Origin of the sequence: Cellulomonas humilata (assembly GCF_030814415.1) — a bacterium.
Taxonomy (GTDB): Bacteria; Actinomycetota; Actinomycetes; order Actinomycetales; family Cellulomonadaceae; genus Cellulomonas; species Cellulomonas humilata_A.
The window spans coordinates 978482-1003508 of sequence record NZ_JAUSVB010000002.1; the positions used below are offsets into that span (position 1 = coordinate 978482).

17 protein-coding genes are annotated in these 25027 nt (G+C 71.3%); 11 read left to right on the plus strand and 6 right to left on the minus strand.

Annotation, left to right across the window (positions count from 1 at the left end):
- The first annotated feature begins 56 nt into the window (after positions 1 to 56).
- Positions 57 to 2753: a pyruvate, phosphate dikinase gene (gene ppdK / locus J2X26_RS10460; RefSeq protein WP_307492025.1), complete on the plus strand. Its 2697-nt coding sequence runs from the start codon at positions 57 to 59 to the stop codon at positions 2751 to 2753.
- Here the strand turns inward: ppdK and J2X26_RS10465 are convergent.
- Complete coding sequence (locus tag J2X26_RS10465) at positions 2742 to 3617, minus strand: alpha/beta fold hydrolase (RefSeq protein ID WP_307492027.1); 876 nt, start codon at positions 3615 to 3617, stop codon at positions 2742 to 2744. The two genes, ppdK and J2X26_RS10465, sit on opposite strands and share 12 nt — an antisense overlap.
- Positions 3618 to 3670: 53 nt before the next feature.
- Between J2X26_RS10465 and J2X26_RS10470 the strand changes: the two genes are divergently transcribed.
- Complete coding sequence (locus J2X26_RS10470) at positions 3671 to 4213, plus strand: TetR/AcrR family transcriptional regulator (RefSeq protein ID WP_307492029.1); 543 nt, start codon at positions 3671 to 3673, stop codon at positions 4211 to 4213.
- A 49-nt stretch (positions 4214 to 4262) separates the two neighbouring features.
- Here the strand turns inward: J2X26_RS10470 and J2X26_RS10475 are convergent, their stop codons facing one another.
- From J2X26_RS10475 to J2X26_RS10485, 3 genes are all read right to left on the minus strand, one after another.
- Positions 4263 to 6101 (minus strand): bifunctional metallophosphatase/5'-nucleotidase, encoded by a 1839-nt coding sequence (locus J2X26_RS10475; protein WP_307492030.1) that lies wholly within the window; start codon positions 6099 to 6101, stop codon positions 4263 to 4265.
- 103 nt (positions 6102 to 6204) lie between these two features.
- Positions 6205 to 7188: a magnesium transporter CorA family protein gene (locus J2X26_RS10480; RefSeq protein ID WP_307492032.1), complete on the minus strand. Its 984-nt coding sequence runs from the start codon at positions 7186 to 7188 to the stop codon at positions 6205 to 6207.
- 19 nt (positions 7189 to 7207) lie between these two features.
- A complete protein-coding gene (locus J2X26_RS10485) occupies positions 7208 to 8230 on the minus strand; it encodes a glycosyltransferase family 4 protein (protein WP_307492034.1) in 1023 nt (340 codons plus the stop codon).
- 203 nt (positions 8231 to 8433) lie between these two features.
- Between J2X26_RS10485 and J2X26_RS10490 the strand changes: the two genes are divergently transcribed.
- The 7 genes from J2X26_RS10490 to J2X26_RS10520 all read left to right on the plus strand — a co-directional run bounded on the left by J2X26_RS10490 (position 8434) and on the right by J2X26_RS10520 (position 20692).
- The gene (locus J2X26_RS10490) at positions 8434 to 9564 is read left to right on the plus strand and encodes a glycosyltransferase (RefSeq protein ID WP_307492036.1); all 1131 of its coding nucleotides are present in this window, start codon (positions 8434 to 8436) and stop codon (positions 9562 to 9564) included.
- Positions 9564 to 10577 (plus strand): glycosyltransferase, encoded by a 1014-nt coding sequence (locus J2X26_RS10495; RefSeq protein ID WP_307492037.1) that lies wholly within the window; start codon positions 9564 to 9566, stop codon positions 10575 to 10577. Before J2X26_RS10490 ends, J2X26_RS10495 begins: the two co-directional genes overlap by 1 nt.
- Positions 10574 to 12007 carry a glycoside hydrolase family 130 protein gene (locus J2X26_RS10500; RefSeq protein WP_307492039.1) on the plus strand — a complete coding sequence of 478 codons (1434 nt, stop codon included), beginning with the start codon at positions 10574 to 10576 and terminating at the stop codon, positions 12005 to 12007. The genes J2X26_RS10495 and J2X26_RS10500 overlap by 4 nt, the downstream gene beginning before the upstream one ends.
- 304 nt (positions 12008 to 12311) lie before the next feature.
- On the plus strand, positions 12312 to 14015 hold the full coding sequence (locus J2X26_RS10505; RefSeq protein ID WP_307492041.1) for a glycosyltransferase family 2 protein: 1704 nt from the start codon (positions 12312 to 12314) through the stop codon (positions 14013 to 14015).
- A complete protein-coding gene (locus tag J2X26_RS10510) occupies positions 14012 to 14743 on the plus strand; it encodes an HlyD family efflux transporter periplasmic adaptor subunit (protein WP_307492043.1) in 732 nt (243 codons plus the stop codon). The genes J2X26_RS10505 and J2X26_RS10510 overlap by 4 nt, the downstream gene beginning before the upstream one ends.
- Positions 14740 to 16881: a glycosyl hydrolase gene (locus J2X26_RS10515; RefSeq protein ID WP_307492045.1), complete on the plus strand. Its 2142-nt coding sequence runs from the start codon at positions 14740 to 14742 to the stop codon at positions 16879 to 16881. The genes J2X26_RS10510 and J2X26_RS10515 overlap by 4 nt, the downstream gene beginning before the upstream one ends.
- Before the next feature lie 460 nt (positions 16882 to 17341).
- Entirely contained in the window at positions 17342 to 20692 is a 3351-nt protein-coding gene (locus tag J2X26_RS10520) for a glycosyl hydrolase (protein ID WP_307492048.1), read from the plus strand.
- Positions 20693 to 20744: 52 nt separating this feature from the next.
- On the opposite strand, the gene J2X26_RS10525 is transcribed toward J2X26_RS10520, so the two are convergent.
- Positions 20745 to 21731, minus strand: a complete 987-nt coding sequence (locus J2X26_RS10525; protein ID WP_307492050.1) for a LacI family DNA-binding transcriptional regulator — start codon at positions 21729 to 21731, stop codon at positions 20745 to 20747.
- A gap of 200 nt (positions 21732 to 21931) precedes the next feature.
- On the opposite strand from J2X26_RS10525, the gene J2X26_RS10530 reads away from it, so the two are divergent.
- Positions 21932 to 23803, plus strand: a complete 1872-nt coding sequence (locus J2X26_RS10530) for an alpha-amylase family glycosyl hydrolase (RefSeq protein WP_307492253.1) — start codon at positions 21932 to 21934, stop codon at positions 23801 to 23803.
- Positions 23796 to 24326, plus strand: a complete 531-nt coding sequence (locus tag J2X26_RS10535; protein ID WP_307492051.1) for a pyridoxamine 5'-phosphate oxidase family protein — start codon at positions 23796 to 23798, stop codon at positions 24324 to 24326. The genes J2X26_RS10530 and J2X26_RS10535 overlap by 8 nt, the downstream gene beginning before the upstream one ends.
- Before the next feature lie 4 nt (positions 24327 to 24330).
- Here J2X26_RS10535 and J2X26_RS10540 read toward each other — a convergent pair whose 3' ends face one another.
- Positions 24331 to 24984 carry a TetR/AcrR family transcriptional regulator gene (locus J2X26_RS10540; RefSeq protein ID WP_307492052.1) on the minus strand — a complete coding sequence of 218 codons (654 nt, stop codon included), beginning with the start codon at positions 24982 to 24984 and terminating at the stop codon, positions 24331 to 24333.
- Positions 24985 to 25027: the final 43 nt, after the last annotated feature.

Consider the following 25027-nt stretch of genomic DNA (forward strand, 5'->3'; position numbering starts at 1 on the left):
GAGGGTAGAAGGAGACGAGAATTCCGCTCGTCCAGCCCTGCGAACAGGAGCCCTTCATGACGAGTTACGTCTCCCGGTTCCGTGACGGTGACAAGGACCAGAAGGACCTCTTGGGTGGCAAGGGCGCCAACCTGGCGGAGATGACCAACCTCGACCTGCCGGTGCCGCCAGGCTTCACCATCACGACCGCGGCGTGCCGGGCATACATGCGCGACGGGCACGTACCGCCCGAGCTGCGCGTCGAGGTCACGCTCGCCATCCGGGAGATCGAGGACACGATCGGTCGGCGGCTGGGGGACTTCCACGAGCCGCTGCTGGTCTCGGTCCGCTCCGGCGCGAAGTTCTCGATGCCCGGGATGATGGAGACGGTCCTGAACATCGGGCTCAACGACGCGTCGGTGAAGGGGCTCACCGAGTTCTCCGGCGACGAACGGTTCGCCTGGGACTCCTACCGCCGGCTCATCCAGATGTTCGGCAAGACCGTGCTCGGGATCGACAGCGACCTGTTCGCGGCGGCGCTGGACGCGCGCAAGACCGCCGTGGGCGCCGCGACCGACGTCGACCTGTCCGCGTCGGACTTGCGCGTGCTCGTGCAGACGTTCAAGGAGATCGTCGTCGAGCGGACCGGCCGCGAGTTCCCGCAGCACCCGCGCGAGCAGCTCGACATGGCGATCGAGGCCGTCCTCGACTCCTGGAACACGGATCGCGCGCGCCTCTACCGGCGGCGCGAGCGCATCCCGCACGACCTGGGCACCGCGGTGAACGTCGTGAGCATGGTGTTCGGCAACCTCGGCGAGACGTCGGGGACGGGCGTCTGCTTCACGCGGGACCCGTCGACGGGGGAGACCGGGGTCTACGGCGACTACCTCCCGAACGCGCAGGGCGAGGACGTGGTCGCGGGGATCCGCAACACCCTGCCGCTGTCGGAGCTGGAGCTGCTCGACCCGGTCTCGTACGACGCGTTGCGGCACGCGATGCGCCGGCTCGAGACGCACTACCGCGACCTGTGCGACATCGAGTTCACGATCGAGCGCGGCAAGCTGTGGCTGCTGCAGACGCGGGTGGGCAAGCGGACCGCGGCCGCGGCCTTCCGGATCGCGACCGAGTTGGTCGACGAGAGCCTCATCACGATGGACGAGGCCATCACCCGGTGCACCGGCGACAAGCTCAGCCAGCTGCTGTTCCCGCAGTTCGACTCCGGGGCGGCCCGGCAGCTGCTGACCCGTGCGATGCCCGCGTCGCCCGGTGCGGCCGTGGGGGAGATCGTGCTCGACAACGCACAGGCCCTGGAGCGCACCGCGGCCGGCGCCCACGTGATCCTGGTCCGCCGGGAGACCAACCCGGACGACCTGCAGGGCATGATCGTCGCCGACGGCGTCCTGACCGCCCGCGGCGGCAAGACGTCCCACGCGGCTGTCGTGGCGCGCGGGATGGGCACGTGCGCCGTGGTCGGGGCCGAGGAGCTCGACGTCGATCCCGCCCGCGGTGAGGTCCGGGTGCGCGGCGAGGTGCTGCACGCGGGGGACACCATCGCCATCGACGGATCCACCGGCGAGGTGTTCCGGGGCGAGGTCCCGGTGGTGGACTCCCCGGTGATGGTCTACGTCTCCGACGGGCTGGACGCCGGGCTCGCGGCGGCCGCCGACCCCGAGGCTCGTGCGCTGGTCACGGCCGTGGACCGCGTCTTGCGGCACGCCGACCACGTCCGGCGGATGCATGTGCGCACCAACGCGGACTCCGCCGAGGACGCGCGCCGCGCCCGGGCGCGCGGTGCCGAGGGTGTGGGCCTGTGCCGCACCGAGCACCAGTTCCTCGGGGACCGTCGCCAGTACATCGAACGCCTCGTGCTGGCCGACACCGACGACGCCCGGCGGGAGGCGCTCGAGGCCCTGCTGCCGCTCCAGCGGGAGGACTTCGTCGGCCTGCTGGAGGCGATGGACGGCCTGCCGACGACCATCCGCCTCATCGACCCGCCGTTGCACGAGTTCCTGCCCGACCTGACCGAGCTGGCGGTCAAGGTTGCCGTGGCCGCCGTGCCGGACCCGAAGGACGTCGCGCTCCTCGCGGCCGTGGAGCGGATGCACGAGCAGAATCCGATGCTCGGGCTGCGCGGGGTACGCCTGGGGCTCACGCTGCCCGGCCTCTTCGCGCTCCAGGTGCGGGCGATCGCGGAGGCGACCGTGCAGCTGAGCCAGGCAGGGCTGGACCCACGGCCGGAGATCATGGTGCCGCTCGTCGGGTCCGTGCGGGAGCTGCAGCTGGTCCGCGAGGAGGCCGAGCGCGTGCTGGCGGAGGTCAGCGCGTCGTCCGGTGTCCCTCTCGACGTACCCATCGGCTGCATGATCGAGCTGCCCCGCGCTGCGCTGACCGCGCACCGCATCGCCGAGGAGGCCGACTTCTTCTCGTTCGGCACCAACGACCTGACGCAGACGACGTGGGGGTTCTCGCGCGACGACGTCGAGCGGGCGTTCTTCGCGGACTACCTGCAGAACGGCGTGCTCACCATCTCCCCGTTCGAGACGCTCGACGCCGACGGAGTCGGCGCGCTGGTCCGCGCGGGCGCCGAGGGCGGGCGGTCGACGAAGCCGGGTCTGCACCTGGGCGTGTGCGGCGAGCACGGGGGAGACCCCGAGTCGATCCACTTCTTCCACGACGTGGGCCTGGACTACGTGTCGTGCTCGCCGTTCCGGGTCCCGATCGCCCGGCTGGAGGCCGGTCGGGCGGCCGTGTCCCGGAGGTCGTCAGCCGCGTGAGGCGAACAGCGCCCGGGCGTGGTCGACGACCGCGTCCGGGCGCTCGTCTGCGACGAAGTGCCCGGCGCCCGCGACGAGCTCCTGCCGAAGGTCGTCCGCGTGGTCCTCGTACCCGCCGAGGAACTCCAGCGGGAGACCGGCCTCGTCGTCGGCCCCGTACAGCACGACCGTGGGGGTGCTCAGGTGCGCGTCGCGGTAGGCGCCACGGGAGATCCGGCCGACCTCGCCGAGGATGACGTTGCGGTAGAGCGCGGACCCGGCCCGGGCCCGTGCGGGCTCCCGCATCGGTGCGACGAAGAGCTCGACGTCGTCGTCGGACCACGCGTCCGGCGCGGTCGGGGAGTGCAGGAGGTGCCGCGGGAGCCGCCCTGACCGCAGCGCCCAGGGGCCGAGGCCAGGGGTCGCGATGACCTCCTGGAACCAGAGCCGCCACAGCACGGTCAGCATGCGCGGGTGGAAGCGGACGAACGGGTGCCCGGCGCCGAACGCGAGGTGGCTGCTCACGCGGTCGGCATGCTCGAGGCAGAGCGCGAAGCCGAGGATGGACCCGACGTCGTGCGAGACGAGGTCGACGCGGTCGACGTCGAGGGCGTCCAGGAGGGCGACGACGTCGGCGAGCATCTGCTCCCGGGTGTACCCACCCGCGGGCGCCGCCGACCATCCCGCGCCGCGCAGGTCCGGACAGATCACGCGATGGTCCTGGGCCAGGCCGGGGATGACCTTGCGCCACTCCCACCAGTGCTGGGGGAAGCCGTGCAGCAGCAGGACCGGTGGGCCGTTCCCCGCCTCCGCGACGTGCATGCGCAGACCGGGGAGCTCCGCGAACCGGTGGGTGACCCCGTCGAGAACCGGGAGGGTGTCCATCCCCCCACGGTACTACGGACGTAGTGTCTCGTCACTATGTCTATAGTGCCAGAGTGACGACCCTGCGCGACCGTGCGCTCGACTCCGCGATCGACCTGCTCGGGACCGAGGGCCTGCGCTCGCTCACGCACGCCCGGGTCGACGACCGCGCCGGCATCGCGCGGGGCTCCACGTCCAACTACTTCCGCACGCGCGACGCCCTCCTCGCGGGGGTGGCCCAGCGAATCCTCGAGCGGGAGATGCCTGATGTCGGCACCGCGTTCGCGCCCGTGTCGGCGGACGAGCTGGTCGACGCCGTGGCTGCCCTCGTCCGCCACACCACGACGGTCCAGCGCACCCTCACCACGGCGCGACTCGTCCTGTTCATGGAGGCCAGCCACGACCCTGCGCTCCGGGCGACCCTGTCGTCCGGCCGCCACGCCATGGAGGCGCAGGTCGTGCCGGTGCTGGCGAGCCTCGGGTCCACCGACCCCGTCACCGGCGCCGCCGCGCTCATGGCGTGCGCCGAAGGGCTGATCCTGCACAGGATCGCCCGCGGAGACGAGACGGACCCGCGGCCCGCGCTCGAGCTGGTGACCCGGGCCGCCCTGGCATGACGCGGGCGCCGCACCCGGAGGGGTACGACGCCCGCGCCGGCGTGCGGTGCTACGGCGTGACGGTCAGCGGCGTGCCTCCCGACGTCAGCTGCCAGTCGGGGTTGGTCGACGAGAACACCGCCGGGTCGACCACCTCGTTGGCGATCACCCAGTCGATGAGCAGCTGCCGGATCTCGACCTGCCGGTTGTAGACGACCGGGGCCGTCGTGACACCCGGGAAGTTGCCTCCGCCGGACTGCCGGTAGTTGTTGATCGCGACGACGAACTCCTGGGTGTCAGAGACGGGGACGCCGCCGTAGGCGAGCCCGACGACGCGGCTGCCCACGGGCTGCGCCAGGTCGATGTCGTAGGTCAGCGGCTGGTCGAGCCCGCCCATGACGTCGTAGTTGTAGTCGGGCGTGCCGTTCGGGGCCGTCGGCGTCACCGCGTTGGTGAGGGAGGCGGCCGGGTACGTGCCGGGAGCGAGGGCGGGCTTGAAGTACTCCGCCGACTTCTCCAGGTACGCCTTGACCTGCGCGCCCGTGAGCTTGATGCCCAGGAGCGTGTTGTCGTAGATGTACAGGCCGGCGATGTCGCGGACGGACACGTCGCCCTGCGGGATGGCCGCGTCCTTGTTGAACGGTGCCGCGATCGACAGCACGGGCAGGTCGGCGTCGGCGCCCGTGAGCTCGGCCTTGACGGCGCCCGCCTGCACGTAGTTGATGAAGTCGAGCACCGCGGCGTCCTCGTACCGGGCGGTCGCGGCGGACATGGCCTCGGTCGAGGTGCCGATCACGCCGTTGACGTAGTCGACGACGGTCTGCTGCTCGTCCGCGAGCAGGCTGACGATCGTGGGGTCCTCCGGCACCGTGTTCGAGTTGAGCACCGACGCGTCGACCGACTGCACGGTCCAGTGGCCCCGGCTGTACGACAGGTCGATGTCGAACACCGACAGGCGCTGGCCCCACTTCAGGGGCTCGGACAGGACGACGGGCTTGCCCGTGGCCGTGTTGGTGACCACGCGCTCGGCGATCTCCTGGTGGGCGTGGCCCACGAGGATCGCGTCGATGCCCGGCACCTGCTCGGCCACGAGGGTCGCGGCGTTCTCCGGGAACGGCAGCGCGTCGCCGTAGGACGACGACGTGTCGGCGCCCGAGTGCGCGGAGACAACGACCACGTCGGCACCCTTGCGCTTCATCTCGGGCACGTACTTGGCCGCCTGCTCGACGAGGCCGCCGAAGCTCATCTGCCCCTCGACGTTCGCCTTGTCCCAGATCGCGATCCCGGGGTTGGTGAGGCCGAGGATGCCGACCTTGACCGGCTTGCCGTTGGGCGTCCGGACGGACTTGATGATGTAGGGCGTGAAGGCCGCGCGACCGTTCTTGTCGTTGGTCGCGTTGGCTGCGAGCAGCGGGAAGTCGAGCTGCTTCTCGAACGTGCGCAGGTACGGGATCCCGTAGTTGAACTCGTGGTTGCCGAGCGCGGCGGCGTCGTAGCCGATCGCGTTCATCGCGGCCGCCATGGGGTGCTCCACGCGCTTCGAGATGGGCTGGATCTTGGCGTAGTAGTACGCCAGCGAGGTGCCCTGGATGGTGTCGCCCGCGTCGATGAGCAGCGTGTTCCGGTCGCCCCGGTCGGCTCGCACCTGGTTCACGAGGGTCGAGATCTTGGCCAGGCCCACGTCGTTGTGCGCGCTGTCGTCGTACTCGGCGTTCTTGAAGTAGTCCCAGTTCAGGGCACTGCCGTGCAGGTCCGTGGTGCCCATGACGGTGAGCTGGTAGTCGTTGCTGTGGCCGTGCCCGTGACCGTCGCCGGCCGTCGCGGGCGCGGCGAGCGCCACGACGAGGACCGTGGCTGTGATCGCCACCCCCGCCCTGACCCTGCCGCGCTGCAGGATGGTGGAACCCATGTCGACGTCCTCCCGTGCTGTCGGTTCTGCACCGGGTTGCGGTGCGCCGGGCACGGTACTCCGTCCAGGTGTGGGCGACATGTCGGGCGGGTGACCGCCGGGCTCACCACCAGCCCTGACGCTTGGCCCACCAGAGCAGGCTCCCGGACATCGCGAGCATGACGGCGAGCGCGACGCTGAGCGGGATCACCGTCGTCCGGTCGTTGACGATCAGGTTCATCCCGAGCACCGAGGCGAGCGCCGTGATGGGCAGGGTCACCACCGCGATCACCGCGAGCCGTTCGGCGGCGATGGTCATCTTGGTCTCGGTCCGGGTCCGGTAGAACTCGATGACGCCCTGCAGGTAGTCCTTCTCCTCGGCCGCCAGGCCCGCGATGCGCTCGAACTGGTCGATCAGGTCGGTCACCAGGTGCCGGCTCTCCTCGGGGACTGCACGCGGCAGTCCGGCCAGGCGCCGGTAGATCTCGGCGGTCTGCGCGGCGATCGTCTTGACGGCCAAGAGCCCGTGCCGGGTACGGAACATCTCGTCCAGGAAGTGCTCGGGGTTGCCGTAGGCGCCGTCGGTGACGCGTCGCTCCAGCTCCCACACGTCGCTGGTCAGGTCCTCGACGAACTTCTCCATCCGCCGCGTCAGCGTCGAGACGATCGCGTGGGAGATGTCGAAGGACGTGCGCGGCCGCAACCGGCCCGCGCGGATCCGCTCGAGGACGTCGCGGGTGTCGCGCAGGGCCACGTCGATCGGGACCGCCGGGTTGACCGGACCGTGCACGGTGACGAGGTAGCGGGGTCCGATCAGCCGGTCGAGCTCGACGTGGTGGACGTGACCGCCGGCCCCACGCTCCGGGGCGTGCAGGACGAGGAACAGCGAGCCCGGGTACGCGTGCAGCTTGGGCAACCGGTTGCGGACCTCGCAGTCGTGCAGGGCCAGCGGGTGCAGCCCGAACGTGGTGGAGAGCACGTCGGCGGCCTCGGCCGACCACTGCGGGATGTCCACCCACACGATCCCGTGCCGTCCGGAGAGCAGTGCTGGCAGCTCGTCGACCGCGCACTCGCGGACGCCGTCATCGGTGATGAGGTACACGTCCACGGTCCGCCTCCTGCCGCCATCATGCTGCGGGAGGACGTCGCCCGCGCCCGCTGGCGACGACGCCGTGGAAGAGCCGCTCGTAGCCGTCGACCATCCGGTCCGCGCTGAACCGGGTCTCGGCCTCGTGGCGGCAGGCGCGCCGGTCGATCGTCGGCAGCCGACCGACGGCGGCGACCGCCTCGTCGGCGTCGGCCACGAGGAAGCCCGTCGTCCCGTCCCGGACCAGCTCGGACAGCGAGCCGCGTGGCGTGGCGATGACCGGCGTGCCCGCGGCGAGCGCCTCGACCACGGCGAGCCCGAACGGCTCCTCGAAGTCGATGAGGTGCAGCAACGCGGCGGCGCCCCCCAGCAGCCGGTCGCGCTCGGCGGGGCCCACCGATCCGACGTATCGCACGAGTGAGCCGTCGACGTGCGGCTCGACGAGCGAGCGGAAGTAGGTCTCGTCGTGCACCACGCCCGCGATCACCAGCGGCATCCCGGCGCGGCGAGCGACGTCGATCGCCAGGTGAGTGCCCTTGTCCGGATGGATGCGGCCGAGGAACAGCAGGTGGTCGCCGCCGGGACCGGGCGTGAACCGCGTGAGGTCGAGGCCGTGGTGGATCGTGGCAGCGTAGGTGAGGGCCGGGTGTCGGTTCGCGTCGCTGATCGACACGTAGTGCGCGATGTCGTCGTAGGCGCGGTAGACCCGCACGATCCGCTCCGACGAGAAGCCGTGGATCGTCGTCACCACGGGGGTGCTGGTCAGCCTGCTGTACGTCAGCGGCAGGAAGTCGAACTGGTTGGAGATCACGTCGAACTGCGCAGCCCGCTCGAAGACCGCCGCGATGTGCAGCGACTCGCAGACCTTGACGTCGATCGTCGGGTCTTCCTCGTACCCGGCCGGAGCCACGGCGTGCAGCCGTGCGCCGGTCAGGGAGTCGGCGGTGGCGAACAGGGTGACGTCGTGACCGCGGACGACCAGACCCTCGGCGAGGGTCGAGGCGACCTGCTCCCAGGGACCGTACGAGCGGGGCGGCGTGCGGTGGGCGATCGAGGCGAGCACAGCGATCTTGACGGGGTGCCTCCGAGGCTGAGGCGGTCGCGCGGCCCAAGGAGCCATGACCGCGACTGGTAGCCTAGCCACGCGGTGCCAAGCCCGGCTGTGAGCACGACCAGCGGGCCAGGACGCCCGGGGATGTCGATCAGGCCCCGCCCGAGGTCGGTAGCGCACTCCGCTGCGAAGCACCACCAGCGCGAAGGGCCTCCATGGCCACCAGGTTCGGCATCCTCAGCACCTTTCCCCCCACGCAGTGCGGCCTGGCCACGTTCTCGTCGGCCCTCGCCACGCACCTGATCGAGGCAGGGGCCGACGTCTCGGTGGTCCGTCTCGTCGACAGGGTGCAGCCTCCGGTGCCGCTCGTCTCGCACCAGCTGGTGACGGGTGCGCCGGACGAGGCGCGCGCAGCTGCCGCCGCTCTGAACGCGTGCGACGTGGCGCTCGTGCAGCACGAGTACGGGATCTACGGTGGCACCGACGGCGTCGACATCCTCGATGTGCTGGCCCGCGTCCGCGTGCCGGTCATCACGGTGCTGCACACGGTGCTGGCCCACCCGACCCCGCACCAGCACGAGGTGCTCGCGCGCGTGGTCGCGGCGTCGTCGGTGACGGTGACCATGACCGAGGCCGGCCGCCAACGGCTCATCGCCGCGTGGGGCGTCGACCCCGGGTCGGTCACCGTGATCGCGCACGGCGCCGGCGACAACCGGGCCGGCGAGGGGTCCGACGGACGTCTGCACCCCGCTCCCGTCGTGCTGACGTGGGGGCTGCTCGGCGAGGGCAAGGGCATCGAGTGGGCGCTCGAGGCGCTCGCCGGGCTCACCGACCTGCGACCCCGCCCCACGTACCGGATCGTCGGGCAGACCCACCCCAAGGTCCTCGAACACTCCGGCGAGGCCTACCGTCACCGCCTGGAGCGCCTGGTCGACCGGCTCGGTCTGGGCACGATGGTGCAGCTCGACGACCGCTACCTCGACGTCCTGACGTTGCAGCGCATTGTCGCCGCGGCGGACGTCGTGCTCCTGCCCTACGACTCGCCGGACCAGGTCACCTCGGGGGTGCTGACGGAAGCAGTCGTCGCGGGCAAGCCGGTGGTGTCGACGGCCTTTCCGCACGCGGTCGAGCTGCTGTCGGGCGGCGCAGGGCTGCTGGTCCCGCGGCGCGACCCGGCGGCGATCCGCACCGCGTTGCGTCGGGTCCTGACCGAGCCCGGGCTCGCGGCGGCGATGGGTGCCGCGTCCCGTGGCCTCGCGCCGGGGCTGCTGTGGTCCGCGGTCGCCGGCCAGTACGTCGATCTCGGTGCCGGCCTGCTGAACGCTCGCGCGTTGTCGGCGGCCTGATGTACCCGTCCCCGGTCTTCGACCACCTGGCACACCTGAGCACGCCGATCGGCCTCTTCGAGCACGCGCTCCTCGACGTGCCCCGACCCGAGCACGGCTACTGCCTCGACGACGTGGCCCGGGGTCTCGTCGTGACGACGCGCCAGCTGCGCCCGTCGCCGCAGGTCGACGGGCTCGCGGCCACGTACCTGCGGTTCACGCTCTTCGCTCAGGACGGCCTCGGGCGGTTCCACAACCGGCGGGACGTCGACGGTCGGTGGACGGACACCGCGACGGTGGAGGACCACTGGGGGCGTGCGCTGTGGGCGCTCGGGACCGCGGCGGGGGCGTCGTCGGACCCGCGGGTGCGTCGCGCAGCTCTGGACGCTGCGGTCGTCAGCCTCGAGCGGCGTTCCCCCTGGTGGCACGCCATGGCGTACGCCGCGCTGGGCGCTGCGGAGGTCCTCCGGGTGCAACCGGGCAACCGGGTCGCCCGCGCGCTCCTCCTCGACGCCCGGACGCTCCTGGCGTGTCCGACGGACCCGACCTGGCCGTGGCCGGACGCCCGCCTCACCTACGCCAACGCGGTGCTCCCCGAGGCGCTGGTGGCGATCGGCACCGCGCTCGGTGACGACGACACCCTGCACGCCGGCCTCGACCTGCTGCACTGGCTCGTCGCGCAGGAGACGGACGACGACCACCTGTCCCTCACACCGGTGGGCGGCTGGCAGGACGGCGACGAACGACCGGCCTTCGACCAGCAGCCGATCGAGGTCGCCGCCCTGGCCGAGGCGAGCTGGCGGGCGTTCCGCGCGACGCGTCAGGAGGTCTGGCTCGGGTACCTCGATCGGTGCGTCGGATGGTTCCTCGGCGACAACGACTGCGGCATGGTGCTCTACGACGACGTGTCGGGAGCCGGCTTCGACGGCCTCCACGCCCACGGCGTCAACCAGAACCAGGGCGCCGAGTCGACCCTCGCCGCGCTGTCGACGCTCCAGCTCGGACGCCTGGCGCTCGTGCAGGCGGTCGCGTGACCGCCGTCGACGCGCCCCCTCTGCTGCGGCGCACGCACCACGTGCTGCGCCCGGACGCGACGCGGGTGGTCAGCACGCCCTTCCTGCCGGGGGAGGAGATCGAGGGTGCGGGCCTGTCGCGCCGCGCGGTGGTGCTCGCCCGGTTGCTCGCGCTGCCCGACGCCGAGGTGGACACGGCCCTGATCGAGGTTCTGACGTCCTTCAGTGCACGCCACCACGACCTCGTCGGGCTGCTCGACGAGCGCTTCGCCCTGGTCGCCCGGCACGTCGAGGACGCCGGTGTCCTCTCGCTGGAGCGTCGTCGGCTCATCGGTGCGTGCATGAGCCAGGAGTACGCGATCGAGTCCGCAGCCCTGTTCAACCCGTCGATGGTGGCGCACCCTGACCAGAGCGGGCTGCCGGAGGGTGCCCTCCGGTTCGTCATGAGCGTCCGGGGGGTCGGCGAGGGCCATGTGTCGTCGGTCGGGCTCCGCACCGGGGTGGTCGACGCGGCGGACGAGCTCACGTTCGACACGCCGGGGCCGACGACGACCGTGCCGGTTCGCCACGACATCGAGCACTCCCGCGCGGACCTGCGACGGCAGAACGACGAGCTCGCGGGGGATCGGGACGATGCCGACGAGCTCCTGCGCGCCCTGCCGGACCTCTTCGGACCGACGGCGGTCGAGACGAGCCCACGGCTCGCCTGGTTGTCCGCGTGCTCGTACGACGTGACGTTCCCGGCGCCCAGTGCGATCGACTCCCGGGTGCTGATGCCCAGGAGTCCCGCTGAGCGGTGCGGCATCGAGGACCTTCGCCTGGTCGAGGTCGCGCACACCGACGGGCGGAGCGCCTATCTCGGCACCTATACGGCGTTCGACGGGGAGTCCGTCGCACCGCACCTGCTCGAGACCGACGACTTCACGACATTCCGCGTGCGGAGGATGACCGGCCCTGGCGCGAAGAACAAGGGCATGGCGATCTTCCCGCGGCGGGTCGGCGGTCGGTACCTCGCCCTGTCGCGCTGGGACCGTGAGAGCAACTCGCTGGCGTCGTCCGACGACCTGCTGCACTGGGACGACCTCGGCACCCTCAGCGCCCCGGCCCGCGCCTGGGAGATCATCCAGGTGGGCAACTGCGGGTCTCCGGTCGAGACGGCGGACGGCTGGCTGGTCCTCACCCACGGCGTGGGCCCGATGCGGCAGTACGGCATCGGCGCGATGCTCCTGGATCTGGACGACCCACGCAGGGTCCTCGGGAGCCTCGCGGCGCCGTTGCTGACCCCCTCCGTGGACGAGCGCGACGGGTACGTCCCGAACGTCGTCTACTCGTGCGGGGCGATGCTGCACGGCCAGACCCTCGTGCTGCCGTACGGGTGCAGCGACGCGGCGATCAGGGTGGCCCTGGTCGACCTCCCGGCGTTGCTCGCCCGGATCGTCCCACGCAGCTGAGAGGCGCTCGGGCGAGTTCACCCACCCCGTCCCAGGCGTGATCGGCCTCGTCCTCCCACATGGTGGACGCGTTCCCACGCTGTGACGTGGCGCACCGTCGTTGGGGTGGACAGGCCCGGATGTGCTCCGTAGCGTCGTTGTCAACACAAAGGGCGGCGGCGCCTGTCGGACCCGGGTTCTTCGACCGGGACCTCAGGGCCGACGCCCTTCGTGCATCTGGCGCCAACGTCGCTGTCACACCGGTCAGGTGGGCCCGTGAGCCCATCCGGCCGTCCGACTGGACGACCGAAGGGGGCGCGAAAACATGGCCACGACGTTCGACAAGCTTCTGCTCGAACCACGCCGATCCGACCAGGTCAGGATCAAGCCCACGAGGGCTGGGGAGAACCAGTCCGCCCAGAGCCCGTCACTCATGCTGCTCGTCCTGCTGGCCTGCGCCGGCGTCATCATCTACGCGGTCTTCCTGCTCAACCCGGCCAACCGGGGCGACTGGCTGCCGTACACGCTCGTGATCGTCGCGGAGTCCGTCCTCGTGGCGCACGCCCTGCTGGCGATGTGGACCGTCCTGTCCAGCGGGCACGATCCCCGCGGGTTCGCGTTCCACCACGCCCAGGACCGGCTGTACGACCTCGGCGAGATCATCCGCGACAACACCGAGAAGGACCCGCGGGCGTGGCGCATGTACCTGCAGGAGTGGCCCATCACGGTCGACGTCTTCATCACGACGTACGGCGAGGATCTCGACACCATCCGGCGGACGGTCACCGCCGCGGTCGCGATGCAGGGCAAGCACGAGACGTGGGTGCTCGACGACGGCCGGTCCGACGAGGTCCGCGACCTCACCGCCGAGCTCGGTGCGCGGTACGTCCGGCGGCTGTCGAGCAACGGCGCCAAGGCCGGCAACATCAACCACGCGCTGTCGATCGCCAAGGGTGACTTCTTCGTCATCTTCGACGCCGACTTCGTGCCGCTGCCGCAGTTCCTGCACGAGACCGTGCCGTTCTTCGCCACCGACGACGTCGCCTTCGTGCAGACGCCGCAGGTGTACGGCAACCTCGACACCGTCATCTCCAAGGGCGCCGGCTACATGCAGTCGGTGTTCTACAAGTTCATCCAGCCCGGCCGGAACCGGTTCAACGCGGCGTTCTCGGTGGGCACCAACGTCATCTACCGACGATCCGCGGCGGACTCGGTGGGCGGCATCTACTCCGACTCCAAGTCGGAGGACGTCTGGACGTCGCTGATGCTGCACGAGAAGGGCTGGCGGACGGTCTACATCCCGACCGAGCTCGCCGTCGGGGACACCCCCGAGACCGTCGAGGCCTACACCAAGCAGCAGCTGCGCTGGGCGACGGGCGGCTTCGAGATCATGCTCACCCACAACCCGCTGGCGCCGAAGCGCAACCTCACCATGGACCAGCGGCTGCAGTACCTGGTCACCTCGACGCACTACCTGACCGGCATCGCGCCGCTCCTGCTGATCCTGGTGCCGCCCCTGCAGATCTACTTCAACCTCACGCCCATGAACCTCACCATCACGCCGCTCACCTGGGCGCTGTACTACGCAGGGTTCTACGTGATGCAGATCCTGGTGGCCTTCTACACGCTCGGCTCGTTCCGGTGGCAGGTGCTCCTGCTCGCCGCGGTGTCGTTCCCGATCTACACGCGGGCACTGATCAACGCCATCTTCAAGAAGGACCAGAAGTGGCACGTGACCGGGCAGAAGGGCGCGTACCGCTCGCCCTTCGCGTTCATGGTCCCGCAGGTCCTGTTCTTCCAGTTCCTGCTCATCACCACCGTGGTCGGTCTCTGGAAGGACATGGGCAACGGGTACGGGAGCCTCGCGGTCGCGTGGAACGCCACCAACACCCTGATCCTCGGAGGCTTCGTCGTCACCGCCTGGAAGGAAGGCCACCGCGCCCGAGCCACCATCAAGGCGCAGAAGCGCGCCGCTCGAACCACCCGTGCGACCGTCCCCGCCACCGCACTTCCCGGAGGTGCAGCATGACCTGGACCAGCCGCATCCGACTGCTCGCGAGCATGCTCGTCGTGCTCGTCATCGCCGCCCTGGCGACCTACCAGCTCAACGAGACCCGTGGGGTCGCCGTGAGCGACTCCGCGCAGATCCTCGCCAAGTCCTACGGCGTCGGCACGCCCTACTCGGGTCTGGTCGTCGACCAGCTCGTCGACGTCGGTGACGAGGTGACGACGGGCCAGCAGCTCTTCGTCATCGACTCGGCGACGCTCCAGTACGACGTGAAGAACGGCTTCGCACGCACGTCGACGGAGGCGACCCAGATCGACGCCGAAGGCCGGCTCGTCGTCCTAGCCACGGGCGACGGTGTCGTGACCGAGATCGCCTCCGAGCGCGGCACGTTCGTCCAGTCCGCCACGCAGCTGGCGACCGTGCAGCGGGCGGACACGCTGTACGTGCAGGCCGAGTACACGCTGACCCCGAAGGAGTACGCACGGGTGGCTGACGACGCCACGGCGACAGTCGTGCTGCCGAACCAGCGCACCATCACCCTCCACGTGTCGGAGGTGAAGGTCGAGACCATCGCGGGCAGCGCCCAGGCGGTCCTCACCTTGGCGGGCAGCGCGCTCGTCGACGGTGCGCAGAACGGCCTGGTGTCGGCCGGCACTCCCGTGACCGCCGAGCTGCAGCTGGACAACGACGGGGTGGTGACGCGGACCGCGGCCTCGGTGAAGACCTATCTGGGAGGACTCTTCCGATGACGACTCGAACCACAGGACCCCTGACCGAGGTGCGACCCCCGCCCGCGTCCCGTCGCCGCTGGTGGGTGATCGCGGCCGCTGCCGCGGTCGTCGTGGCGCTGGGAGCGGTGCTCGTGATCGTCGCCCCTTGGGAGGACGAGGACCCGGCGCCTGCCGAGGTCGAGGGCGCCGGATCGGCTCCCGTCGTGGACGTCAGCGGGCCGCCCGACGCGGCGCTCCCGGAGGTGGACACGGCGGCGCTCGTCGCGGCCGTCCCCGCCGAGTCCGTCGCCAAGATCGACCCGGTGCGCCTCGCGCCCGGTGTGGTGCCGCCCAGCAACCGCTGGTACAGCGGCCTCGTGTTCGGCGACCAGCCGCAGCCGGTGTTCGCCGAGCCGCTCTCGTTCGGGCTCACGGACTCGGGCTTCACGCTCGGGCTGCCGACGCCCACCGTGGACGCGAAGGTGATCATCGCGCCGCACGTGCCGGCCGTGACCGTGGACGCCGGCGCAGCCTCTGCCCAGGTCAGCGCCGCGGACCCGGTGAGCGTGACCGTCGACCTGCTCGACGCGTCGGGTGCGGTGCTCGGCCACGTGGTGCTGGCGGCGGGCTCGCCGTTCGTCAGCCTCACGGCCGAGCAGGACCTCACGCTCGGCTCGACCGTCGCCGGCGGTGCGTTCGCACCGGGCGACGACGGCGCGGCGACCGCTGATGCGGGCTCCTCGCAGTGGGGGCTCGTCGGCGGGACGACCGACGGCGGCTCGACGACGCTGAGCGCGGGAGCGACCGCCACCTGGTACGCGCTGCCGCCGGACGCGACGGACGCGGCGGCGACCGCCCTGCGTACGGCCGCGGCCGACCCGGTCACCGGTGTCGACGTGAGCTACGGCGTGGACGACCAGGTCGCCCGGACCACGCTCACGTACCGCACGGCCGGTGGCTCGCCGACGGCGTACGTGCTCATGCCGCACCACCGCACCGGCGACCAGCCGGAGCGCGAGGACTGTGGCCTGGGTGCCTACCCGAGCGTCTACGGCGACCTGGAGCTGTGTGCCGGGTCGCAGCTGACGTCCTTCGCGCCGGCGCTCCCCGCGGCCGGACAGCTGGACCTGGACGGCATCTCCGACGACCAGCGCGCGGCCATCGTCGACGCGCTCGAGGCCGACGTCGCGGCCACCCCGGCGTTCCCGTCCGACACGTACTTCGGCGGCAAGGCGCTGAACCGCGCGGCGTCGCTCGTCGTGCTGGGCGAGCAGCTGGGCGTGCCGGACGTCGTGGCCGACCTGCGGACCACGACCACCGACGCCCTGCGGGAGTGGGCGGAGGTCGACGGGTGCACGCGTCGCGACGCCCGGTGCGTGGTCTACGACGAGGCGGCTCGGTCGGCCATCGGCCTCACGCCGTCCTTCGGCTCGGACGAGCTCAACGACCACCACTTCCACTACGGCTACTTCCTGGCCGCGGCGGGCCTGCTCGCGAAGGACGACCCGGCCCTCGCGGACGAGCTCGCACCCGTGATGAACCTGCTCGCGCAGGACGTCGCGGCGGCGCAGGCGTCGACCGAGCTGCCGCAGCTGCGGTCGTTCGACCCGTACGCCGGCCACTCGTGGGCGTCGGGGACCTCGCCGTTCGCGGACGGGAACAACCAGGAGTCGTCGTCGGAGGCGGTCACCGCCTGGAACGGCCTGGGTCTGTGGGCGCAGGCGTCGGACCAGCCGGAGCTCGGGACCGAGGCCACCTGGCTCGCGTCCACCGAGGCCCTCACCGCCCGCACCTACTGGACGGCGCCGGACCTCGAGGAGTTCGACGGCTTCGAGCACACGATGGTGTCGCTCAACTGGGGCGGCAAGCGGGACTACGCCACGTGGTTCAGCCCCGAGCCCAACGCGATCCTCGGCATCCAGCTCATCCCGATGGGCCCGGTGCAGACCTCGATCGCGCTGGACGTGGACCCGGAGCAGATCCGGGCGTCGGTCGACGAGGCGACCCCGGGCGGGTACGGCGTGCAGTTCGGCGGCTACCTGCTGATGTACCGGGCGCTGGCCGGCCCGGACGACGCGGCGGCGGCCTGGCAGGAGGCGACGAGCCTTCCGGACGTCGCGGTCGACGACGGCAGCTCGCGCTCGGCGATGCTGGCCTTCATCGCAGCGGCCGGCTGACAACAGCACGACGGCGCCCGTCCCGAACACTCGGGGCGGGCGCCGTCGTGCTGCCTGCGGGCCAGGGCCGGAGTCGTACCGGCGCTGTCTCAGGTGATTCAACACTTGACTTTTCACCCGCTCCGGCAGAAGGTGAGCCAAGGAGTGACACGAGTCACCGGGTCAATCCGCCCCTCATCGGCGAGGGCGCGTCTCCCAGGTCGGCTCGACATCCACCCCTCGGCCAGCACACGGTCCCCGTGCCCCGGTCGGCTCACTGCGGGCATCCCACCCGCACGTACTGCACCGGGCTGACGCCGTCAGCCCAGGGCCGACCAGGCCCGGCGCAGCGTCGCGCCGGACCTGACGGCCCGCACGCCAGACCGGCCGTCGACCTGCGGCCGGACCATCGCGCCCTCGGGCCCGTCGTCGTCGACCCTCCGGTCGGTGCGCCGTGCCGTACCTGAACGGAGACAGCAGGATGTCTGCTCACCAACGACCCATCTCCTCGCGCCCTCTGGACCGTCGCCGCCTCGTCGCGATGGTGGCGGTCGGCGCCCTGCTGGCGTACCTGGTGCAGGCGATCGCCCTGCCCGCGCCCCGGGCCGAGGCGGTGACGGTCGGATCAGGCAGCTACGCGGAAGGAACCCCCACGGGCGGCGCGGTTCCCACGGAGTGCAACAACACCCCGATCACCAACCCGCGGGCGCACGTGACGTCGAACTTCCCGGCCGGCGCCATCCCGACGAACGACTGGTGGACCTCGCTGCTGTGGCGCAAGTTCAACTGCGCGTCGGTCTCCGAGAACCTCATGGCGCACCCGCTCGCGTTCCATGCGTTCACCAACGGGCTCGGGGTGAGCTACCCGACGACGGCGAGCATCTCCGGGACCGCCACGGGGGTGGGGGAGTACCACTACAACTACGCCGAGGACTTCCGGCTGGGGATCGCGGGGCTCGACGCCGACGGCAAGGTCGACAACTACTCCGACTGGACCGTCAGCGAGCTCTGGACCAACGGCAGCAGCAGCCTGCGCACCACGTTCGGTCATGGCCTGCCGTTCGTCTACGCGACGAAGACCGGCGGCAACGCGACCCTCACGGGTGCGGCCGCGCCGACGGTGTGGAGCAACGCCAACGCGGCGATCGGCTACACGATCAACGGCCACGACTACGCCGCGTTCGGCCCGACGGGATCGACGTGGTCGGTCTCCGGCAGCACGATCAGCTCGTCGCTGAACGGCGGGACCTTCTTCTCCGTCGCCGTCCTGCCCACCACGCCGAGCAGCAGCAACGCCGACCGTGCCGCCGCGCTGAGCGCCTACGCGCCGTACGCGCACAACCACGTGACCGGCACCAAGGTCTCGTGGTCCTACAACGAGTCCACCGCCAAGATGACCGCGACCTACGCGTTCACCACGACGGCACGTCAGGGCTCCGGCACCGGCACCGTCTACGCCCTGTACCCGCACCAGCGCGACAACCTCGCGGGCGCCACGCTGAGCAGCTACTCGTACACCTCCCCGCGCGGACCGATGCGGGTCGTGATCGGCAGCTCGCAGTTCCAGACGGTGACGACGTTCAACGGCGTGCTCCCGCAGCTGGCGAACACCGGCTTCGCCGCCGGCTCGGCCGACGCCACGCAGCTCAGCGGCTACGTCTCCCAGGTGGCGTCGGGCGACCCCTTCGCCGGCTTCGGTGAGGACACCTACTGGACGGGCAAGGCGCTCGGGCGTGCCGCGCAGGTCGCCCACATGGCCAACCTGACCGGCAACACGGCCGCCCGCGACACCCTCGTCGGCGCGATGCGGACGCGGCTCACGGACTGGATGACGGCGTCGCCCGGGGAGACCACCCGGTCGTTCTGGTACAACCCGTCGTGGGGGACCCTGATCGGCTACCCGGCCTCCTACGGCTCGGACACCGACCTCAACGACCACCACTTCCACTACGGCTACTACGTGGTGGGGGCCGCCACGGTCGCGCAGTTCGACCCCGCATGGGCGGCGGAGTCCGCGTACGGCGGCATGGTCAACACCGTCATCAAGGACGCGGCCAACTGGGACCGCACCGACACCCGGTTCCCGTTCCTGCGCGACTTCGACATCTACGCGGGTCACGACTGGGCCGCCGGGCACGGTGCGTTCGCGGCAGGCAACAACCAGGAGTCGTCGTCGGAGGGCATGAACTTCGCCAGCGGACTCATCCAGTGGGGTCAGGTGACCGGCAACACGGCGGTCCGTGACCTGGGCATCTACCTCTACACGACGCAGGCGTCCGCCATCGAGAACTACTGGTTCGACACCGACGACGAGGCCTTCCCGGCCGCGTTCGGGCACTCCACGGTCGGGATGGTCTGGGGCGACGGCGGCTCCTACTCGACGTGGTTCAGCGCCGAGCCGGAGATGATCCAGGGCATCAACCTCCTGCCGAGCACCGCGGGCCACCTGTACCTGGGCTACAACCCGTCGTACATCAGCCGCAACATCGCCGAGCTCGAACGCAACAACGGCGGTCCCGCGACGGTCTGGCAGGACATCGTCTGGGAGTTCCAGGCGCTGGCCGACGCCCCGACGGCGCTGGCGCAGTTCCGTTCGCAGGCCGGTTCGTACACGGTCGAGGAGGGGGAGTCGCGGGCGCACACGTTCTACTGGCTCAAGAGCCTGTCCGGGCTCGGCACGGTCGACCGGTCCGTCACGGCGAACACCCCGCTGCATGCGGTCTTCGTGAAGAACGGCGTCCGGACCTACCAGGCGGCGAACATGAGCGGGTCGGCGATCACCGTCACCTTCTCCAACGGCGTCACGCTGGCCGTCCCGGCTCGCTCCGTGGCCAGCTCGAACACCACGATGCCCTCGGACACGACGGCACCCACGACGCCGGCGTACCTGACGGCATCGGGCACGACGGCGACGTCGACCAACCTGTCCTGGACGGCGTCGACCGACAACGTGGGCGTGACGGGGTACGAGGTGCTCCGCAACGGGTCGGTCGTCGCCACCGCGACGGGCACCACCTACGCAGCAACCGGCCTGTCGGCCTCGACGACCTACTCGTTCACGGTCCGTGCCCTCGACGCTGCGGGCAACCGCTCGTCGAGCAGCGCGCCGCTCTCCGTGACGACGTCGGCGGCCACCGGCGACACGACGCCACCGTCGACCCCGTCCGGGCTGGCCGCGTCGGGCACGACGTCGTCGGCGACCACCCTGGCGTGGTCGGCGTCCACGGACAACGTGGCGGTCACCGGATACGAGGTCCTGCGAGGTGGCACCGTCATCGGCTCGACCGCGAGCCGGACGTACACGGCGACGGGCCTGTCTCCCTCCACGGCCTACGCGTTCACCGTGCGGGCGTACGACGCGGCGGGCAACCGGTCCGCAGCGAGCAGCGCGGTGAACGTCACCACCTCGGCGGGGTCGACGGGCATCGACGCCACCTCCCGGATCCAGGCGGAGGCCTGGTCCGGCATGGCGGGGGTCGCGAAGGAGACGACTTCGGACACCGACGGCGGGCAGAACGTCGCCTGGATCGCCAACGGTGACCACCTCCGGTTCGACAACGTCAGCTTCGGGAGCACCGAGCGCAGGACGTTCAGCGCCCGGGTCGCGTCCGGGGCGGCCGGAGGCGTCAGCGGGCTGGTCAACGTGCGGCTCGACAGCCTCACCGGCCCGTCGATCGGCAGCTTCGCCATCGCCAACACGGGCGGCTGGCAGAGCTGGCGGACGATCCCGGCGAACATCCAGCCGACCACCGGCACCCACACGGTGTACCTGACGTTCGACTCGGGGCAGCCGGCCGACTTCATGAACATCAACTGGTTCACGTTCAGCTAGCGGACGACCTCCGCGGCCCGGCAGCATCTCCACGCTGCCGGGCCGCGGCGCGTCACGTCGAGTCGCGGGCGATCACGTGGAAGACGTCGTCCGGCTGGGCCGGCGGGTCCACGCTGTCGTCCAGCGCGGCCAGGACGGCATCCGCGAGGTAGCGGGCCTGCGCGTCGATGGCCTGCCAGATCGTGGTGAGCGCCGGTGCCGCGAGGCGTGCGGCGGGGATGTCGTCGACCCCGATGACGGCCACGTCCTGCGGCGTGCGCAGCCCCTCGGCGCGCAGCCCGGACAGGACCGCGAGCGCCACCTCGTCGTTGTACGCAGCGACCGCGGTCACGGGCTCGGCACCGGCGCGCCAGGCCCGCACGGCGGCGACCGCGGACGTCACGTCGAGGTCGACCACCTGGACCTGCGGTGCGGGAAGGCCGAGCTGCTCGCACCCCTGCCCGACGCCGGCGAGGCGGCGGTCCGCGAACGCGGCCAGCCGGTCGTCGCTCGGGGAGGCGTACCCGACGACGCGGTGGCCGCGCTCGGCCAGGTGCTCGAGCTGGAGCCGCCCGATCTGGGTCTGCGGGACCGAGAACGTCCCAGGGTGAGTGATCTCGTCCAGTGCGCTGCCCACGACCACGATGCCGGCCTGGCGCATCGCCCGCTCGTCCTCCTCCGCGAACGGCGCGAGGCCGAGCACGACGCGCGGCGTGACGGCCCGCCACAGCTCGGAGAGCGGACGCGGACCTCGCGACTGGTGGACAAGGACGGACAGGCCACGGTCGGCCAGCCTCGTGGTCAGGTGGTCGAGCAGCGTGTCGATGACCGGACCGATCGTCCAGTTGGGCAGGACGCACAGGACGAGGTCGCTGCGGCCGGAGCGCAGGGCGCGGGCGGCAGCGGACGGCGTGTAGCCCAGGCGGGCGGCGGCGTCGCGGACGCGCTGCCGGGTGGTCTCCGGGATGGTGACGCCGGTCTTGCCGTTCAGGACGTAGCTGACGGTCGTGCGCGAGACTCCGCTCTCCCGTGCGACATCGGCACTCGTCAACCGTGGCACGGTTCCTCGCCTCCCCATTCCCGGACCCGCCACACCTTAGTCCGCAGCACCCGGTGCTCAGATGCGCCTCCCCGGTTGACGCGGGTGGTCGTGCGGGTGAGTCTGCGAGAGTGACCAGCCGACGTGGAGCCCGCCTCGAGAGCACCCCGCCGGGGGGCGCGGTGCCGAGCGCCGCCGTGGACGCCGTCGCCGCCGCGCGCATGCTTGGGACCACCGACGAGCAGTGGGCCACGGTGCTGGGGCGCTTCGACCGGCACTTCGGACGACTCGTCCACCTCCTCGAGGAGGTGTACGGGCCGGGGGAGGCCACGACGCGCGAGCTGGCGCTGCTCGCGGAGCTGCTGGCGACCAGCTGGCAGGAGCGACCCGCCGACCTGCACGCGCTCGATGCCGCGCGCGAGGCGGACCCGACCTGGTTCATGTCGCAGCGGATGCTCGGCGGTGTCCTGTACGTGGACCGCTACGCGGGCGACCTGGAGGGGGTCCGTCGCCAGATCCCGTACCTCGAGGAGCTCGGCCTGACGTACCTGCACCTCATGCCGCTGTTCGAGGCGCCGGAGGAGAATTCGGACGGCGGCTACGCGGTGTCGAGCTATCGGGCGGTCGACCCGTCGCTCGGCACGATGGCGGAGCTGCGGGACCTGGCGGCCGAGCTGCGGGCGCACGGGATCGCGCTCGTCGTCGACTTCATCTTCAACCACACGTCCGACGAGCACGCGTGGGCCCAGGCAGCACGCGCCGGCGACCCGGAGCACGAGGCCTTCTACTGGTTCTTCCCCGACCGGACCATGCCGGACGCGTACGAGCGCACCGTGCGGGAGATCTTCCCCGACGACCACCCCGGCTCGTTCGTGCCCGTCCCGACGCCCGACGGGCTCGGAGAGCGGTGGGTGTGGGCGACGTTCCACTCGTTCCAGTGGGACCTCAACTACGCCAACCCTGCGGTGTTCCGGGCCATGGCGGCGGAGATGCTGTTCCTCGCGAACCAGGGCGTGGACATCCTGCGGATGGACGCCGTCGCGTTCATCTGGAAGCAGCTCGGCACGTCGTGCGAGTCGCTGCCGCAGGCCCACCTCCTCCTGCAGGCGTTCAACGCGGTCTGCCGGATCGCCGCACCGGCCGTGCTGTTCAAGTCGGAGGCGATCGTCCACCCGGACGAGGTGATCGAGTACATCAGCGTCGACGAGTGCCAGCTCTCCTACGACCCGCTGAAGATGGCCCTGGTCTGGAGCGCGCTGGCGACGCGCGACGGACGCCTGCTCCAGCAGGCGCTCGAGCGCAGGCACGCGCTGCCGGCCGGGACCTCCTGGGTCGGCTACGTGCGCAGCCACGACGACATCGGGTGGACCTTCGCCGACGAGGACGCCGCCGAGCTCGGCATCGACGCCGCCGCGCACCGCCGGTTCCTCAACCGGTTCTACGTCGACCGGTTTCCCGGGTCGTTCGCGCGCGGCGTGCCGTTCCAGGACAACCCGCGCACGGGGGACTGCCGGATCGCGGGCACGACGGCGTCGCTCGCGGGCCTGGAGGCCGGGGACGCCGGCGCCGTCGACCGGATCGTGCTGGCGCACGCGATCGTGCTGTCCACCGGAGGCATGCCGCTGCTGTACCTCGGCGACGAGGTCGGCCAGCTCAACGACTACGGCGCCCTCGACGAGCCGGGTCATGGCGAGGACAGCCGCTGGGTGAACCGGCCCCGGTACCCGGCGACCCGGTACGCGCAGCGGACCGACCCGTCCACGGACGCCGGCCGGATCTTCGCGCGCCTGCGGCACCTCGTCGAGGTCCGCCGCCGCACGCCCGAGCTCGCGGGGAACGACCTCATCACGTTCGACACCCACAACCCGCACCTGGTCGCCTATCAGCGCCCGGGACCGGGCACCCTGGTGCTGGTCGTCGCCAACGTGGCCGACGACCCGCAGCACGTGGACGCCACGACGCTCTCGGGTCTGCCCGCGTCGGCCGAGGACCTGCTCGCAGGCGACGTCGTCGACCTGCGCGGGGGGCTCACCGTCCCGGCGCACGGGGTCGTCTGGCTCCGGGTCGCAGGAGGAGGAGGAACACATGAGTGAGGCAGGACCCACCGGGGTGATCGACCCCCGCTACGGCGACGCCACGGCGACCGCGCCGCCGTGGACCGACATCGAGCGCCGGCTCTCGGACGCCGGCCTCTACTGGATCGTCACCGTCCGCACCGACGGGCGCCCGCACGCCGTCCCGCTGGTGGGCGTCTGGCACGACGGCGCGTTCGCCTTCTGCACCGGCCCGCACGAGCAGAAGCTGCGCAACCTCGACGGCAACCCGCACGTGGCGGTGACCACCGGGAGCACAGGTTCCGGCGGGTGGGACAGCGGGGTCGAGCTGGTGCTCGAAGGTGAGGCGGTGCGCGTCACCGAGCCGGAGGCGCTGCAGTCGCTGGCGGACGCCTGGCTCGCCAAGTACGGCGACGACTGGGCGTTCGACGTGCGCGGCGAGGGCTTCGTCGAGCGCAGCGACACCGGCGGTGGCTCCGAGGGTGCCTGGGTGTACCGGGTCGCGCCGACCAAGGTCCTCGCGTTCGGCGGCGGTCACGGGCAGACGGCGTACCGCTTCTGAGACGTCACCCGGCGACGGTGAGGATTCGGGTCCAGGCGTCGGCGAGCCACGACCCGAAGCGTTCGGAGGTCCAGCCCCGCTCGTGCACGAGGAGCGCCCAGTGCTCCGGCCCGTTCATGCTCCAGACGATGTCTGCCATCTCGTCGTCGGACAGGTCGGTACGCAGCTCGCCCGTCACACGCAGGTCCGCGACGAAGGCGCGCATGTTGGCGGCCCGTCGCGACGAGATGGTCTCCCACAGCTCCCGGCAGTCCTGGTCGGTCGACGCCGCCTCCCGCAGGGCGAGGTAGACAGGTCCGAGGCGGCCTTGGATCTGGGCGACAGCGTCGGCGTAGATGAGGATCTTGGCCCGGACACCGGTCGCCTCCCGGATGCGCACGACGTAGTCGCGTTCTCGGGCCGGCACGGCGTGGTCGGTGCCCGAGATGGAGGTCTCCACGACCTCGCGCAGGAGAGCCGGTTTGCGTCCCACGGCGGCGTAGACCGTGTCGACCGCCACGTGTGCGCGCGCGGCGACAGCGGCGATCGTGGTGCCGGAGTAGCCCTCGCTGAGGAACAGCTCGCGCGCCGCGCTCACGACGGCGGTCCTGGTGGCAGCGGCCTGCTCCGCTCGCCGGGGCGAGTGGTAGGACCGCCCACCGTTGACGTCCCGCTGCATCCGCTCTACCCTCCAGATATTCGTCCGAATGCCATTCGGATGA